Here is a 16,544-nt window from a genome sequence, read left to right as displayed (position 1 = left end):
ATCTATTGTTCTGCCTGCTGATATTTAATTAATGATTGGTGGGCAGGATGATCCGTCGGCAATAGTTCGATTAATCGCTCGACCGCATCAATCGCTTCAGGGAAACGCGCCACGTGTTTCAGTAACATATCAGTTTCTTTGGCTTTGAAAATCGCATCACTTAAACGTGATTCTAGACAATCTCGCCATGCGCATAGAAATGGACTCTCGGTTTTTGCCAAGAACACGCCTGTATATAACTGTAATGCCGACGATACATAACCAGAATCCAATGCATTTTCAGCCTGTAAAAAATCAGCTTCAACATGTGCCAATAAGCGATAAGGACGTGAACCAAGCATTCCCCCAAGCACATCGCGTAACTGCGACATTTCAGCTTTTAGCGTTCCCATACTGACTTTACGTTCACCATATAGCGCCTGATGTAGCGTTTCCAGATTTAAACCTTGCGGACATAGCGCCAAAATACTCAAAATCTCGATCTGACGCGGTGTTAGCACTAGATTTTTTCCATTAAAGAGCACTTGTGGAATAGAAAATGCCCGTATATACAATTGCTGGCGCTGTTGTTCCTGTAAAGCTGTTTGAATAATGGAGGCACAACGTTCAGCAGCCAAAATACCCAAAGAATTATGATTCGTCCATGTCGTGGATAAGTCGATCACTCCCAGTAATTGTCTCGAATGTGGATCGATAATCGGGGCAGCATAACAGACCCAATCTTGTACCGACTGCATATAATGTTCATTGGAAAATACACAACTAGATTGGCGAGTTTTGATGGATAGGGCTAATGCATTGGTTCCCACCATTTCCTCACCCCACTGCCCACCTTCGACAAAGTGTACCCGTTCAGCCGCACTACGCATCTGTTGACTTGCTGCTGTCCAGATAATGGTACTACCGACATCCCCTACTGCAATCACCATGGATGATTGTTCAGCTACATGTTTCAGATCATTGCCACAATATTGCAAGGCAATATCCAGTGCAGACGGCTGTTTTTGGGCTAAGGACAATAACGGCGCAGCAGATCGTTCTTTAGGAATTGCAGCAGATACCGAGCGTTGCCAAGAGCTGGCAATACTTTCATTGACTTGACTCGTTTGTTCTGTCTTGAGAATGCTGTGTTGACGAAGTGTCTCAACCGTGTGGCGCTGTTCCCTGAGCTTTTGTTTTGTAACCATTTGTATATTCCCTGAAAATTGTCATGGTCTCCAACCTTTCTCCAACCTTCGTTTTTATATGCTAACTGCATAGTGTACAAAAGTACCTTATACCAAAGCTGTATAAGCTTCAAATTTGATATGTATATCAATGATAAGCAAAGGAATATTTATATGCGTTACATCGATCCTAATCAACCTGGTTCTAAGGTTCAATTTAAATCTCAATATGAAAACTTTATTGGTGGGCAATGGGTTGCCCCTGTAAAAGGAGAATACTTTGAAAATATCTCTCCTGTCGATGGCAAAGTATTTACAAAAATTCCGCGCTCAAGCGTGGAAGATATCGAGTTAGCATTAGATGCAGCCCACAAAGCTAAAGCACAATGGAACAAAGCTTCACCTACGACGCGTTCCAATTTATTGTTAAAAATTGCAGACCGTCTTGAAGCAAATCTGGAAATGCTCGCGGTTGCTGAAACATGGGACAACGGCAAGCCTGTACGTGAAACACTAGCAGCGGATATTCCATTGGCGATTGATCATTTCCGTTATTTTGCAGGCTGTATCCGCGCACAAGAAGGCGGCATTTCAGAGATTGATGAAGATACCATCGCCTACCATTTTCATGAACCTTTAGGTGTCGTTGGTCAAATCATTCCGTGGAATTTCCCGATTTTAATGGCTGCGTGGAAACTTGCACCTGCTTTAGCTGCTGGCAACTGTATCGTACTAAAACCTGCTGAACAAACGCCTGTTAGTATTTTGGTACTGGTTGAACTGATTCAAGATCTTTTACCAGCGGGTGTACTCAATATTGTGAATGGTTATGGCGTAGAAGTTGGTCGTCCATTGGCGACCAATCCACGTATTGCAAAGATTGCCTTTACGGGTTCAACCAAAGTCGGTCAACAAATCATGCAATATGCGACTGAAAATATCATTCCTGTCACACTTGAGCTTGGTGGCAAATCACCCAATATTTTCTTCGAAGATATTCTGGATAGAGAAGATGACTTCCTTGAGAAGACCCTAGAAGGTTTTGCCATGTTTGCTCTGAATCAGGGTGAGGTTTGCACTTGTCCTTCTCGCGCATTGGTTCAGGAAAGCATTGCCGATCGTTTTCTTGAAATGGCAATTGAACGTGTTAAAAAAATCAAAACGGGTCATCCATTAGATACTGACACCATGATTGGTGCGCAGGCATCCAAGCAACAGTTCGACAAAATTATTGGTTGTATCGATACAGGTCGTAATGAAGGTGCACAATTACTTACAGGCGGTGATGCACGTCATGATGTGGATGGTGGTTTTTATATTGAACCAACTATTTTCAAAGGCAACAACAATATGAAAATTTTTCAGGAAGAAATTTTCGGACCTGTCTTGTCGGTCACGACATTTAAAGACTTTGATGATGCGATGCGCATTGCCAATGATACCGTATATGGCTTAGGTGCGGGCGTTTGGTCTCGTTCTGCGCATACCTCTTATCGTGCAGGTCGTGCAATTGAAGCGGGTCGTGTCTGGACCAACTGTTATCACATTTATCCTGCGCATGCTGCATTTGGTGGTTATAAACAATCAGGGATTGGTCGTGAAAACCACAAAATGATGCTGGATCATTATCAACAAACTAAAAACTTATTGGTCAGTTATTCAACCAAACCAATGGGCTTTTTCTAAAACCAATTTTTAAACATTAGACTCCTTTCATTATTGTTTAATCCCTCTTTATTTTTTCTCCTATAGGAAGAAATAAAAGGGATTTATAAAAGAAGTCTATTCAGTATAGAGGTGATTGAGTCACCTCTTTATTTTCAAAAGAACTCGAATTGCCATTTTATTCTTCATCAAACATAAATCTAGCCGTATTTTCTTTTAAGCGCTGCTGATCGTACTGTTTTCTTTTTACATGATTTGGCTTAATGTAAAACAATACTCACACGCTGTTTAGATCCTTATGACGCATCATACTTTTTCCAAAACGATTTACGCTATTCAGCACCTTGCTTTTGAAGACTTGGGTTCGCTGGAAGATATTTTTTATCAGTTAGGTTTTCGTATTCGCTATTTCGAGGCAGGTGTCGATGATTTAACTCCAGCGCTAAATTATGAAGGTCTTACCGTGATTTTGGGCGGGCCAATTGGCGTTTATGAGGAAGAAGACTACCCTTTTTTAACGGATGAAATTCGCTTACTTCAACAACGACTTGCCAGTAAAAAACCAACTTTAGGGATTTGCCTGGGTGCACAGCTCATTGCAAGAGCCTTGGATGCCAAAGTATATGCAGGTCACCAAAAAGAAATTGGTTGGGGTGAACTTGAAATTAAACCGATTGAGCATAATATTTTAGAACCGCTTGAAGGTGTCTCAGTTTTACACTGGCATGGGGATACCTTTGATTTACCACAACATGCTACTCTTCTTGCTAGCTCTCCCCTTTATCCACATCAGGCATTTTCAATTGATCAGCATGTACTGGCTTTACAGTTTCATATCGAAGTGGCTGAAGATATGTTTGAACGTTGGCTGATTGGTCATACATGTGAATTGCGTCAGGGTAAGTTTTCAATTCCTCAGTTACGTGAGGAAAATTCACTGCATGCTCAACACCTTGAACAGGCGGCATATCATGTGATTAAACAATTTTTAAAACAAAATCAACTATTAAGCTAAAAGAAGGTCTTTTTGACCTTCTTTTAATTTTCCGAAGAAAATAACTCAATCACATCTTGTTCAGTCATCTGCTTGGCTGAAGATAAAAATGGATAATACGCAGGTTTATGATCTACATAAATTTCCAGATGAATTTTTGCTTGTTCAGGTAACTCAAACAATTGTGCATTTAAGCTGTAGTATTCTCGCTCATTGAGTTTGTAATATAAATTGGTGCCACATTCTTTACAGAAATAACGCGCAGCCCATTCTGATGATGCATATTTTCCAATTGATTTTTCACCCGTCACTTTCAAATGATCTGTCACTTCCAGAGTCAAAGATGGCCCACCTCCCCATTTTCGACACATAGAACAATGACAAACTGTGATTTGCTCTGGATGAATATTTGTCTCAAATTGCACCGATCCACACAAACATTGACCGAACATGTTGTTTCCTTTTATTGATGTTTAATTGGTTTTCATTTTTTTAGAATTGATTATTATGCTACACAATAAAAAGCCCATCATGTGTTTTTATTCATGATGGGTCTGCTCAAACTGTAAACTTTTATTTCTTGGCAGCTTCTGCTTCAGTCGTAATGTTTACAGTAATTTTATCACCAACATTTGGTACATAGTTTCCGATACCAAATTCAGAACGATTAAATGAAGTGGTTGCATTGAAACCAATTGCAGGGACTTTTGCCATTGGATGTTCGCCTTGTTTATTCAACACAGCGTCCAATACGACAGGTTTAGTAATCCCTTTAACGGTTAAGTTACCTGTAATTTTGAAATGTTTTTTGTCTTTGGTTTCAACTTTAGTACTTTTAAAAGTGATGTTTGGATATTTAGCTGCATTGAACCAGCCTTCTTCCTGAAACTCTTTATCCAACGCAGTTACGTTTGTATTAACGCTACTGACGGGAATCGTCACTTCTACAGAAGAGTTTGCAGGTTTTGCATTGTCAACTTTAATCACACCTTGAATGTCGCTAAAGTTGGCACTTGGTGTAGAAAAACCAAAGTGGTTCCATGAAAATACAGTCGCAGTGTGAGTCGGATCAATTTTATAATCTACTGGCGCAGCTAAAGTTAATGTACTCGCAACTGCAACCGCCAAGCCAAGTGATAATGTTTTTAAACGCATGATTATTTCCTACTGAGTGGATTGTTATTAGTTTATACATTGCTGATTTTAATACACTGTTATTTATAAGACGAATTGTTGCAAGCATGCAACAATCTTGATTTAGTTAATTTATCTTAACAAATCATCATATTCATCTGAAATAAAGCTTATATTTTTAAATATTACTGAATTTAAAATCATATTATTTAGATAAAATTAAAAAAATGCTTTTAAGTCTGCCTGCCAACATACAAAATAACAACAAGCTCGATATGATTTATGCTAAAGATACTACTTTATTGATCAACTTAGGTTATTACATGTCATACACTGCGCAAGCTCAAAGCACCAAAACACCTTATCGAGTAACGCTGACCGATCCCTCTGGACATGTCTGGTACGTCGATGAACCTGAAGAAAAAGGTGGACAAAATTCTGCACCTAATCCTATTTTGCTGCTTCTTTCTGCCTTAGGTGCATGCACGACCGTGACTTTGCAAATGTATGCAGACCATAAACAAATACAACTTGAACATGTACAGGTCGATTTGATTTTAAATCCTCAAGGAGAAAGCGTTTCTTCTGACTCTAATCAAATTGAACGTAACATTAAACTGACAGGAAACTTTATTGAAGATCAGCACAAACGTTTATTAAAAGTTGCTGAAAGTTGTCCTGTACATAAATTATTGACTTCAAATATTTCAATTCAGACTGAAATGACTTTTTGATTTTGCATTGATGCACTTATCTGAATAGAGAAGTTTTATCGGTGCTCAGCAATACTGAGATCAAGCTCAACGGTTGCTGAGAAAGCTCAGGTTAAAAGACAAAAAATTTTAATAATTCTCTTAACCTAGCTTTTCTTAATCATACTTTTCTTGATCACGAGTTATCACTTTTCCAATGACTTCCGATTTGAACGAAATCAGGCAGTTTATCACTATGAAAGACATTATTTTCGTTATCAACAGCAAATCTGGATACTTCGCTCTCATTTTCCGTATGACTTTTTTGATAAAAACTAAATTCTCCTAACACGCCATCAAGTGCAGTCGAGTTTTTAATATCTGCGGCTAAGGTATGAGAGATAGACTGCGCAGGATGATCTATAAACTCGCAGTCACCTGTAACCGTGTGTCCATTTAAATCCACAAATGAAAATTTCATGCCGATCTCCAATTAAAACCACACTATTCAAAAATATATCATAGAAATATTGAATCAAAAAAAATCCCAGCCAAGCTTTTGATTGACTGGGATTACAAACTTTAAGTTTCGCTAAAGTTTATTTTAGGCCGTTAAAGACTGCACAGCTTCAACTACAGCTTTGGTTGTAATACCAAAGAATTTAAATAGATCTTTAGCTGGCGCAGATTCACCATAAGTGGTCATGCCAATCACTTTGCCATCTAAACCGACAAATTTCCACCAGTAATCGACATGTGCTGCTTCTACAGCCACACGAGCACGGATGTTAGAAGGAAGTACAGCTTCACGGTAAGCCGCATCTTGCTTCATAAATTCTTCTGCACATGGCATTGAAACTACACGTACACCCTCAAGTTGAGCATAAGCATTCATTGCCAGTTCAACTTCTGAACCTGTTGCAATAATAATCGCTTTAAGTTCACCTTTTTCCTGAGCCAATACATAGCCACCTTTTGCAGCATTTTGGATTTGCTCATCAGTACGGGTTTGGAATGCCAGATTTTGACGGGACAAGATCAATGCAGATGGACCATCTTTACGCTCTAAAGCAGATTTCCATGCAATTGCCGTTTCAACGGTATCCGCAGGACGCCATGTGTTTAGATTTGGAGTAGAACGCAATGATGCAATCTGCTCTACAGGTTGATGAGTTGGGCCATCTTCACCCAAACCAATTGAGTCATGGGTATAAACATGGATCACACGCTGCTTCATCAGTGCAGACATACGTACTGCATTACGTGCATATTCCATAAACATCAAGAACGTTGCAACATAAGGGATAAATCCACCATGCAAGGCAACACCATTGGCAATTGCAGTCATACCAAATTCACGTACACCATAATGTACATAGTTCCCTGCTGGATTGTCCTGAACACCCACACAACCTTTCCACAACGTCAGGTTTGAACCTGCGAGGTCAGCAGAACCGCCCAATAATTCAGGTAATAATGGCCCAAATGCCTGTAAAGTATTTTGGCTGGCTTTACGAGTTGCAATGGTTTCAGCTTTGGCATTGGTTTGTGCAATAAAGGCATCTGCTTGAGCCGCAAAATCAGCAGGTAAATCGCCAGAAACACGGCGCAAAAGTTCAGCTGCTTCAGTTGGATATTTTTCTTGATACGCTGCAAAAACTTTATCCCAAGCTGATTCAACTTGTTGGCCTTTGGCTTTGGCATCCCAATGCTCATAAATATCAGTTGGAATGACGAAAGCTTCATCTTCCCAACCTAACACTTCACGAGTAAGCTTGATTTCATCTGCACCGAGTGGCGCACCATGACTATCTTCTTTACCTTGTTTATTTGGAGAACCTAAACCAATAATTGTTTTGCAGATAATAATGGTTGGTTTAGACGTTTCAGCTTGCGCTTCAATCGTTGCTTGGCGAATCGCATCTGCATCATGACCATCAACACGTAACACTTGCCAGCCATAAGATTTGAAGCGTTGTTCTGTATCATCACTGAACCAGCCTTCCACTTCACCATCAATCGAAATACCGTTGTCATCATAGTAAGCAATCAACTTACCCAAACCTAATGTACCTGCAAGAGAACATGCTTCATGGGAAACACCTTCCATTAAGCAACCATCACCAAGGAAACAATAAGTAAAATGATCAACTACGGTTAAATCAGCTTTGTTAAATTGTGCAGCAAGCGTTTTTTCAGCTAAGGCAAAACCTACAGCATTGGCAATCCCCTGACCTAAAGGACCTGTTGTAGTTTCAATACCTGGTGCATAGCCTAATTCTGGATGGCCTGGCGTTTTAGAGTGTAATTGACGAAATTGCTTGATATCTTCAATTGAAACATCATAGCCCGTTAAATGTAGCAATGCATATTGCAACATTGAACCATGACCATTTGACAATACAAAACGGTCGCGGTTCACCCATTGAGGATTGGCTGGATTATGGTTTAAAAACTCGCGCCAAACGACGTCTGCAATGTCTGCCATACCCATTGGCGCACCAGGATGGCCTGAGTTTGCCTGTTGTACAGCATCCATAGCCAATACACGAATTGCGTTTGCAATACGACGTTCGTTTAAAGGGGTCGTCATAGGTCAGCGTCCAAATAAATCGATAGAATATAAAAGATGTGCATGAATCGAGATTCAAAAACAGGCTATATTGTCTTAAAAAAACAGGCACGGGTAAAGCCTATGTCGTGATTTTCCGTACTTTTAAATGGTCGTTTTGATTGAATAATGGCGAATTTTGTAGCGATACACAGGTTTTCATTTTTGTATTTTTTAGACGCATTCGAAATAGATTATTTTTAAATCCACTAAATTCCAGTATAAATAAAATAAAATCAATGAGTTAAATTTATTTAAAACCCTATCAAGTTGATTAAAAATCGTTCATTTTTCGTATTAACTTTCAAGAAAATCATGCACCTTTAAAAAAAAGAATTTTAATCAACTATTCAAAAAAAGAATGAATCACATTCAACTAAAAGCTTAGATGAGTAATTAGACTTCTTTCATCATTGTATAAGCCCTCTTTACTTTTCTCCCATAGCGAGAAATAAAAGAGACATACGAAAGAAATTTATTCGTTAAAAAATAGTAAACTCTTTGTCTTCGAGGCTAGAAATAACGAGTAAACTGATAATTTTTTTGAATCAAAACAAAAACTATCTTAAAAATCAAAAACTAAATTTTAAAGCACTGTCCAGAATCAATTACAACTGATCATTTTATATAGCCTATATAAGTTTTACTCATACACATATCAGATAAAACAAGGCAAAAATGAAATTAATTCACGCAATTTAGTCAGGTTAAGCTAGTCCTAAAGGGCAAGTCGATGTAACATATTATGTCTTTAAAAATTACTGTGATAGGACTTTCATGCGCGAGTATGCTGTTTTTACTTCGGAATCTGTAAGCGAAGGCCATCCAGATAAAATGGCTGACCAAATTAGTGATGCGATTCTGGATGCGATCTTAAGAGAAGACCCATACGCACGGGTTGCTTGTGAAACATTAGTAAAAACAGGCGCTGTGGTTCTTGCTGGTGAAATCACTACAACAGCCAATGTAGATTTCGAAGCCATTGTACGTCAAACCGTAAATGGTATTGGCTATCATCATTCTGATCTTGGCTTTGACGGTTCAACCTGTGCTGTGATCAACATGATTGGTAAACAGTCTCCTGAAATTGCGCAAGGTGTAGATCGTCAAAAGCCTGAAGATCAGGGTGCTGGTGATCAGGGTTTAATGTTTGGTTATGCAAGTCGTGAAACTGATGTCTTGATGCCAGCACCTATTTCCTATGCGCATCGTTTAATGGAACGTCAGGCTGAATTACGTCGTTCAGGTGTGTTGCCATGGTTACGTCCAGATGCAAAAAGTCAGGTGACTTTTGCTTATGAAAATGGTCGACCTGTACGTCTGGATGCAGTGGTTCTTTCGACTCAACATGATCCTGAAATTTCTCAAACTCAGCTTAAAGAAGCTGTGATTGAAGAAATTGTCAAACCTGTGATTCCAGCAGACATGTTCCATGCAGGTACCAAATTCCATATTAATCCTACAGGTATGTTTGTGATTGGCGGTCCAGTTGGGGATTGTGGACTTACAGGCCGTAAAATTATTGTGGATACTTATGGCGGTATGGCACGTCACGGTGGCGGTGCTTTCTCTGGTAAAGACCCATCTAAAGTTGATCGCTCCGCTGCTTATGCAGGTCGTTACGTGGCAAAGAATATCGTTGCAGCAGGCTTAGCAGATAAGTGTGAAATTCAGGTAAGTTATGCTATTGGTGTTGCGGAACCTACTTCAATTTCAATCAATACCTTTAATACTGCAAAAGTCGATGATGAGCTGATTATTGCTTTAGTACGTGAACATTTTGATCTGCGTCCATTTGGTATTACGCGTATGTTGAATTTGTTACAACCGATGTATAAGCAAACTGCTGCTTATGGTCACTTTGGCCGTGAAGGCACAGATCATGCATTTACTTGGGAAAAGACAGATAAAGTTGACGTTCTTAAGGATGCTGCTGGTCTATAAAGCCTCGCTCTATATTTTAAACAAGCCCGCATTTGCGGGCTTGTTTTTATGAAAACCGATCGAAATAGTTAATCTAAAAAAATTAGTATAGCTCCCTAAATACTGGACTGTTAATTGGTTTTTTTATCATTAGAATTTAAAACATCCAGTATCGACTTTTGTTCTGGCGTATCAGTTTCATGTGTCTGAATATAAAACTGCACTGATTTAAATACCATCACAACAGCGAAACACCCCACAATACAAAAAATCCACCACCCGTATGGGCTGCGAATGTGTTGTGAACCACAATACGGACATTCTTTATCTGTGGATGCAACGACCTTGTTACAACATGCACAGTTATATTGGTATAGCATAGTTAAACCCTCCCGCAGACCTCTAAACTTGTTTTTCTATTCTGTTCAGCGACAGCTAAATCATTTTAGGCCTTATATTTTTATACTATGTGAAACAGAACAGGATTTCAATGAAACCGAAAAATAATAAATTTATTAATTATCAATAACATAAACAAAATACTACTTATAAGATTACATAAAAAATAGAATTATCCACAAAAAAATTGTTAAAATTTATTAATAACTCCTCAGAAGTTGATCATTATGACCCAATTGATTAATAAAGGTGGTTTTCGTGAACGAGCTAATCGTAGTCGGAAATATAAAGGATCCGAAAACGAAAAAACCACTCTGGCTTCAAATAAATATCAACCTAGTGTAAAAGCCGAGTCAAGCCATGTTGAATCCACAATTGACACGCCATCCGAAGCTCAGAAAAATCCAGGTACAGACGAATAGATCTTTTATATCTTAATACATCATATTTTTTATTAAAAAAATAATCATAAAAGCTTTGAATGAATCGATATAAAGCGCCTGCACATTTTGACTTAAGCTCATCATGAATCATGAAAAAATAGAGTTAAGTCATGTCAAAACAAATACGATTTAATGCTTTTGAAATGAATTGTATCGCCCATCAATCTCCCGGTTTATGGCGTCACCCACAAGATCGTTCTCGTGAATATAAAGATCTTGAATATTGGATAGATTTAGCAAAAATCCTAGAAAAAGGCATTTTTGATGGTGTCTTTCTGGCGGATGTACTCGGTATTTATGATGTTTATCAGCAAAGTGCAGAACATGCTTTGACAGGTGCAGTGCAAGTTCCTGTCAATGATCCCCTCCAAGTCGTACCTGCGATGGCTGCTGTGACAAAACATTTGGGATTTGGAGTGACAACCTCTATTTCATTTGAACATCCCTATCCTTTTGCACGACGTATGAGTACGCTGGATCACTTAAGCAAAGGACGTGTCGGCTGGAATATCGTGACTTCATATCTGGCAAGTGGCTCTAAAAATTTAGGTCTATCCAATCAAGTCAGTCATGATGAACGATATGATATTGCAGATGAATATCTGGAAGTCTTATACAAACTTTGGGAAGGCTCTTGGGAAAATGATGCCGTTGTTGCAGATAAAAAAACGGGAGTCTTTGCAGATTTTAAAAAAGTGCATCCAATAAAGCATAAAGGCAAATATTTTGAGGTTCCTGGTATTCATATATGTGAACCTTCGCCTCAACGTACACCCGTTCTATATCAAGCAGGAGCTTCAGGACGCGGACAGACATTTGCCAGTCAAAATGCAGAATGTATTTTCATAGCTGCGCCATCTAAAGTAGCGACTAAAAGTATTGTTCAAAGTATTCGCCACAAATTGATTGAAAATGGTCGTGATCCTTATTCAGCAAAAATTTATGCGCTACTTTCGATTGTCACCGATGAAACTGATGAGAAAGCTCAACACAAATTTAGAGAATATCAGTCCTATGCAAGCTACGATGGTGCTTTAACTTTGTTGTCAGGCTGGTCGGGTGTTGATTTTTCTCAGTATCAATCTAAAGATAAAGTTGAATATATCCAGACAGATGCGATTCAGTCACTGCTTGATTCCTATGTCAATGCAGATCCAAACCGTATCTGGACCATAGAAGAAATTGCCAATTGGATTGGCGTCGGTGGTAATGGACCAGTTTTAGTTGGATCAGCACAAACTGTAGCTGATGAATTACAGCAATGGGTTGAAGATACCGATATTGATGGTTTTAATCTCGCCTATATTTTAGCGCATCAAAGTTTTCAGGACGTGGTTGATTTTATCGTGCCAGAATTGCAAAAACGTGGAGTTTATCCAAAACAGTACAGTGAAGGCACATTAAGAGAAAAGTTATTTCAAAATAATGCTCATTTACCAGACTGGCATCGTGGAGCAGCTTATCGCAAAACTAGACCATCACTTTTCAGGGCAGCAGTTTAGGATCAGCATTTAAGCTACAAAAAAGCCGAATCACATGATTCGGCTTTTGCATATAATCGTTTCACATCAAACTTATTTTAATCTTTGTCTTTGTGTTCGATTTTCTTCACTTCTGGTGTGACTTCACGCGCTTCCCCATCGATTACGCTTGAATCACGATACTGACCTCCTGACTGCTGATTTTGCATATCCTGCATTTGACGCATAATATCAGCGAAAGGATTTTGTCCCGCTTGACCACCAGCACTTCCCATCATGCCGCCCATCATTTTATCCATCATGGCTTGTTGGCGTTTTGCCATAGTTTTCATTAAGGCATTTTGGAAAGCTTTTTGTACAGCAGGAATCAAAATCAAAACAGCTAAAATATCAGAGATAATTCCCGGTAACATCAGCAGAAAACCAGCCATTGCCATGGCAAGTTTTTTGCTCACTGCGGGATCTGTTCCAAGTTGTCCTGTCATTTGCATTTGCTGCAACTGTGGCATAATCCCAGAAGTACTGGAACGCAACATGTTTAGCCCGATAAAGAACGCGATAATAAACCAGAAAAAAACATACCAACCGCTCACAAATTGGGCAATACCAATCCATACAGCAATTTCGAGAATCGCGCCAAAAACAACAATCAATAATAAATTCATGTAAAACGTATCTATCTCAAAAATAAATGTTTGCAGCAGTATTAAACACTGATCTCAACTGAATCAAGATTTTTTAATGCTGTTATGTAACAATATGGGCAATCTTTTATTTTTAAAGTCTGTTATGCCATTAATTATAGGAATTGATCCGGGTTCGCGCCTTACAGGTTATGGCATCATTGAAAAAGATGGCGCTCAGCTACGTTTTATTGACGCTGGAACCATACGTACGGAAAGTCAGGGCATGCCTGAACGCTTAAAACGGATTTTTGCAGGAGTTGAACGAATTGTAAAATTTCATGGCCCAACCGAAGCCGCAGTCGAACAGGTGTTTATGGCACAAAATCCTGATTCTGCTCTGAAATTAGGTCAAGCACGTGGTGCAGCCATTGCAGCTTTGGTGAATCTGGATTTACAAGTCGCTGAATATACCGCACGACAAATTAAACAATCTGTAGTCGGTTATGGTGCAGCAGATAAAGAGCAAGTCCAGATGATGGTCATGCGGATTTTAAGCTTAACGATCAAACCTCAAGCCGATGCTGCCGATGCGCTGGCCGCTGCCATTTGCCACGCCCATGTATCTGGAAGCATGAGCAAAATGGCAGTTTTAAATGCTCTGGGTGGCATGGCACGTGGACGTAGTCGGTATAACAGTAGAAGGCGCTAAGTTCAATTAAACATTCACAACCTGATAAATTGCCTCTGACATGTGCTGTGCCTGAATTCCTCTTTGACCCTTTTCAGCCAACAAATCACCAGCCTTTCCATGTAAAGTGACAATATCTGAAAGTGCAATATCTGCATGGAACTGCGCTTTTAGACTTGCAATCATGCCTGCCAATACATCGCCCATCCCACCTGTCCCCATCCCTGCATTACCAGTGGAGCAGACAAAAAACGTATTATTTTCCAAAATCAAACTGCCAGAGCCTTTCAATACCCAATTGCCCTGATATTTCTGCTGTAGTTGATCAATTGCTGCCACTCGATCTTGTTCAACTTTTTGAACAGTCGTATTCAGTAATCGTGCTGCTTCAGCCGAATGCGGCGTTAAATACATATTCTTAGACAAATGAATATTTTCTTGTTTTGCCAAAAACCAAAGCGCATCTGCATCCAATACAATTTCAAGCTGAGTTTGGCTTTTCAAGATTTCAAACCATCGCTGAAAAATCTGCGCTGACTTATCATCTCGCCCCAAGCCCATTCCAAAACAAACGGCATCGATCTGACGAAGTAATGCTTCAATTTTTTCCTGATCAAATTGATCAATATCTTGCACCATAATATTTGGAGCACGTGACAATATAGCTGAATGATGTGATGCATCACAAATTACAGTGACTTTGCCTGCACCTGCATGAAAAGCCGCCTCTGCCGCCATGATCACAGCTCCGCCCATATTGGCGTGACCACCCACCACTAACACATGTCCATAGCTTCCCTTATGACCAAAAGCCTGACGTTTGGGTAAATAAATATGTGAAGATCTAAGATACGCGACTGGCTGTAGTTTCTCATCACATGGAATCAATGAAATAACTTCTAGCTGTCCCACATATTCTTTTGCTTGACCTGTCACCAGCCCTACTTTTATTGCCAATGCTGTGAATGTAATATCGGCTTTGATTGCGACTGGTAAGGTCTGACCCGTATTAGCATGCAATCCGCTTGGAACATCAATGGCAACTTTTAAACCAGATAACTGATTAAAATGTTGAATCGTATTTTGCCAGTTTTGATCAAGCTCACGATTTAAACCGATTCCAAATAACGCATCAATATGACAATCAAATTGATCTGGAACTGCAAAATTTGGCTCAATCTGTATTTTATGAAGCTGCGCGTAAAGAATCGCTTGCTTTAAATCTGAAGAATCACCTGTTGGTGCTGCAAATATTTGAACGTCATATCCTTTTTGAGACAAATAAGCAGCGGTATAGTAACCATCCCCTGCATTATTTCCCGAGCCACACCAGACTGCAATTTTTTTAACACTTAGGCTATTTTGTAGAATATATAAATCCAAACGTTCAGCAATCGTCCATGCCACTTGCTGCATGAGACCTAAAGAAGAATTGTGCTGTGCAAACCAACGCTTTTCCCATGCTTGAATACTTTCACGATTATAAACAGGGCTATGGTAAACTGTGCTTCGCATTGTTCTTCTTCCTCATTATTCTTGGCATATGTCATCTATTTCTTCAGCAGCTTCTATTCCTGTTCTTCAACATGATGCCATTGCGCTTAAACAATGGATCAAACAACAGGCTTTGGCATTGGGTTTTGCTGATTGTGTCATTGCCAAACCAGATGCTCAAGCAGAAATGCCGCGTTTTGAGGAATATTTAAAACGTGGCTACCATGCAGATATGCACTATTTAGAGGAAAATTTGGAAAAACGTGCAGATCCAAAATTGCTCGTTCCAGGAACAAAAAGCATCATTTGTGTGCGCATGAATTATCTGGTAGAAACACCAAAACCGCGCTATGTACCAAATGAACCGAATTCTGCAATTATCGCTCGTTACGCACGTGGCCGTGATTATCATAAAATTATGCGGGGACGTTTAAAAACTCTTGCCTCAAAGATTAAGGAAAAAGTTGGGGAATTTGAATCGCGTCCTTTTGCAGACTCAGCACCTATCTTTGAGAAATCATTGGCTGAAAGTGCAGGAATGGGTTGGACAGGTAAACATACCCTGCTTATTCACAAGAAATCAGGCTCTTTTTTTGTGTTAGGTGAATTATTTACCTCACTCGATTTGCCTTTTGATGAACCTGCTACAGCACATTGTGGTTCTTGCAGTGCCTGTATCGATATCTGTCCGACTCAAGCGATTGTTGAACCGTATATGCTGGATGCACGTAGATGTATTGCTTATTTAACCATTGAATATAAAGGTATCATTGCAGAAGAACTCCGTGCAGGAATTGGCAATCGAATCTTCGGCTGTGATGATTGCCAATTGATTTGCCCATGGAACAGCTTTGCCCAAAAAGCGTCTATTTCTGACTTTAATCCACGACATGGTCTTAATGATATTTCCCTGCTTGAAATCTGGCAATGGGATGAATTAACCTTTTTAACACATACCGAAGGTAGCCCGATTCGGCGTACAGGTTATCAGTCGTTCAAGCGTAATATCGCGATTGGTTTGGGGAATGCACCTTATTCTGGATTAATTGTAGAACAGCTCATACAAGCCAAATCCCAACATGATGATATCGTAAATGTACATATTGACTGGGCAATTGAACAACAATTATTAAAGCAACTCGCAAGTCAACAAAAATGATGTTTTTTGCCCTATAGCTTTAGCATGAATTCTGTATGATAAGTTGCTAGTAAAAGCAATCATCATGGA

Annotated in this window: 16 protein-coding genes; 8 read left to right on the top strand and 8 right to left on the bottom strand. The window is 39.4% G+C overall.

What is annotated here, in order from left to right; all coding sequences use genetic code 11:
• Positions 1-2 precede the first annotated feature (2 nt).
• The gene (locus tag I6L31_RS02120) at positions 3-1,187 is read right to left on the bottom strand and encodes a helix-turn-helix domain-containing protein (protein WP_005004194.1); all 1,185 of its coding nucleotides are present in this window, start codon (positions 1,185-1,187) and stop codon (positions 3-5) included.
• A gap of 153 nt (positions 1,188-1,340) precedes the next feature.
• On the opposite strand from I6L31_RS02120, the gene exaC reads away from it, so the two are divergent.
• Together exaC and I6L31_RS02110 are read left to right on the top strand one after the other, a co-directional pair.
• A complete protein-coding gene (exaC, locus tag I6L31_RS02115) occupies positions 1,341-2,852 on the top strand; it encodes an acetaldehyde dehydrogenase ExaC (protein ID WP_005004192.1) in 1,512 nt (503 codons plus the stop codon).
• Between the two features lie 277 nt (positions 2,853-3,129).
• Positions 3,130-3,846: a glutamine amidotransferase gene (locus I6L31_RS02110; RefSeq protein WP_005004190.1), complete on the top strand. Its 717-nt coding sequence runs from the start codon at positions 3,130-3,132 to the stop codon at positions 3,844-3,846.
• Between the two features lie 23 nt (positions 3,847-3,869).
• Here the strand turns inward: I6L31_RS02110 and I6L31_RS02105 are convergent, their stop codons facing one another.
• Entirely contained in the window at positions 3,870-4,277 is a 408-nt protein-coding gene (locus tag I6L31_RS02105) for a GFA family protein (RefSeq protein WP_005004189.1), read from the bottom strand.
• Between the two features lie 121 nt (positions 4,278-4,398).
• Complete coding sequence (locus tag I6L31_RS02100; RefSeq protein ID WP_004989182.1) at positions 4,399-4,980, bottom strand: YceI family protein; 582 nt, start codon at positions 4,978-4,980, stop codon at positions 4,399-4,401.
• 302 nt (positions 4,981-5,282) lie between these two features.
• On the opposite strand from I6L31_RS02100, the gene I6L31_RS02095 reads away from it, so the two are divergent.
• Positions 5,283-5,693, top strand: a complete 411-nt coding sequence (locus I6L31_RS02095; RefSeq protein ID WP_035272292.1) for an OsmC family protein — start codon at positions 5,283-5,285, stop codon at positions 5,691-5,693.
• Positions 5,694-5,847: 154 nt separating this feature from the next.
• Here the strand turns inward: I6L31_RS02095 and I6L31_RS02090 are convergent, their stop codons facing one another.
• The gene (locus I6L31_RS02090; protein ID WP_005004174.1) at positions 5,848-6,132 is read right to left on the bottom strand and encodes a hypothetical protein; all 285 of its coding nucleotides are present in this window, start codon (positions 6,130-6,132) and stop codon (positions 5,848-5,850) included.
• 123 nt (positions 6,133-6,255) lie between these two features.
• Positions 6,256-8,244, bottom strand: a complete 1,989-nt coding sequence (gene tkt, locus I6L31_RS02085) for a transketolase (RefSeq protein WP_005004172.1) — start codon at positions 8,242-8,244, stop codon at positions 6,256-6,258.
• A 795-nt stretch (positions 8,245-9,039) separates the two neighbouring features.
• Here tkt and metK point away from each other — a divergent pair.
• Positions 9,040-10,206: a methionine adenosyltransferase gene (metK, locus tag I6L31_RS02080; RefSeq protein ID WP_004989187.1), complete on the top strand. Its 1,167-nt coding sequence runs from the start codon at positions 9,040-9,042 to the stop codon at positions 10,204-10,206.
• Between the two features lie 110 nt (positions 10,207-10,316).
• On the opposite strand, the gene I6L31_RS02075 is transcribed toward metK, so the two are convergent.
• The gene (locus I6L31_RS02075; RefSeq protein WP_005004169.1) at positions 10,317-10,565 is read right to left on the bottom strand and encodes a hypothetical protein; all 249 of its coding nucleotides are present in this window, start codon (positions 10,563-10,565) and stop codon (positions 10,317-10,319) included.
• 246 nt (positions 10,566-10,811) lie between these two features.
• Here I6L31_RS02075 and I6L31_RS18280 point away from each other — a divergent pair, with 246 nt between their 5' ends.
• On the top strand, positions 10,812-11,006 hold the full coding sequence (locus I6L31_RS18280; RefSeq protein ID WP_005004167.1) for a hypothetical protein: 195 nt from the start codon (positions 10,812-10,814) through the stop codon (positions 11,004-11,006).
• Between the two features lie 131 nt (positions 11,007-11,137).
• Entirely contained in the window at positions 11,138-12,529 is a 1,392-nt protein-coding gene (locus tag I6L31_RS02070; RefSeq protein WP_005004160.1) for an LLM class flavin-dependent oxidoreductase, read from the top strand.
• Between the two features lie 77 nt (positions 12,530-12,606).
• Here I6L31_RS02070 and I6L31_RS02065 read toward each other — a convergent pair whose 3' ends face one another.
• Positions 12,607-13,173 (bottom strand): FxsA family protein, encoded by a 567-nt coding sequence (locus I6L31_RS02065; protein ID WP_005004159.1) that lies wholly within the window; start codon positions 13,171-13,173, stop codon positions 12,607-12,609.
• A 124-nt stretch (positions 13,174-13,297) separates the two neighbouring features.
• Here I6L31_RS02065 and ruvC point away from each other — a divergent pair, with 124 nt between their 5' ends.
• Positions 13,298-13,843 (top strand): crossover junction endodeoxyribonuclease RuvC, encoded by a 546-nt coding sequence (gene ruvC, locus I6L31_RS02060; protein WP_035272289.1) that lies wholly within the window; start codon positions 13,298-13,300, stop codon positions 13,841-13,843.
• 6 nt (positions 13,844-13,849) lie between these two features.
• On the opposite strand, the gene I6L31_RS02055 is transcribed toward ruvC, so the two are convergent.
• A complete protein-coding gene (locus I6L31_RS02055) occupies positions 13,850-15,337 on the bottom strand; it encodes an NAD(P)H-hydrate dehydratase (protein ID WP_005004156.1) in 1,488 nt (495 codons plus the stop codon).
• A 28-nt stretch (positions 15,338-15,365) separates the two neighbouring features.
• Between I6L31_RS02055 and queG the strand changes: the two genes are divergently transcribed.
• Entirely contained in the window at positions 15,366-16,475 is a 1,110-nt protein-coding gene (gene queG, locus I6L31_RS02050) for a tRNA epoxyqueuosine(34) reductase QueG (RefSeq protein WP_005004154.1), read from the top strand.
• The last annotated feature ends 69 nt before the right edge of the window (positions 16,476-16,544 follow it).

Origin of the sequence: Acinetobacter septicus (assembly GCF_019355975.1) — a bacterium.
GTDB lineage: Bacteria > Pseudomonadota > Gammaproteobacteria > Pseudomonadales > Moraxellaceae > Acinetobacter > Acinetobacter ursingii.
The sequence above is the reverse complement of the archived record's forward strand: the minus strand, read 5'-3'. Positions and strand labels throughout refer to the sequence as shown.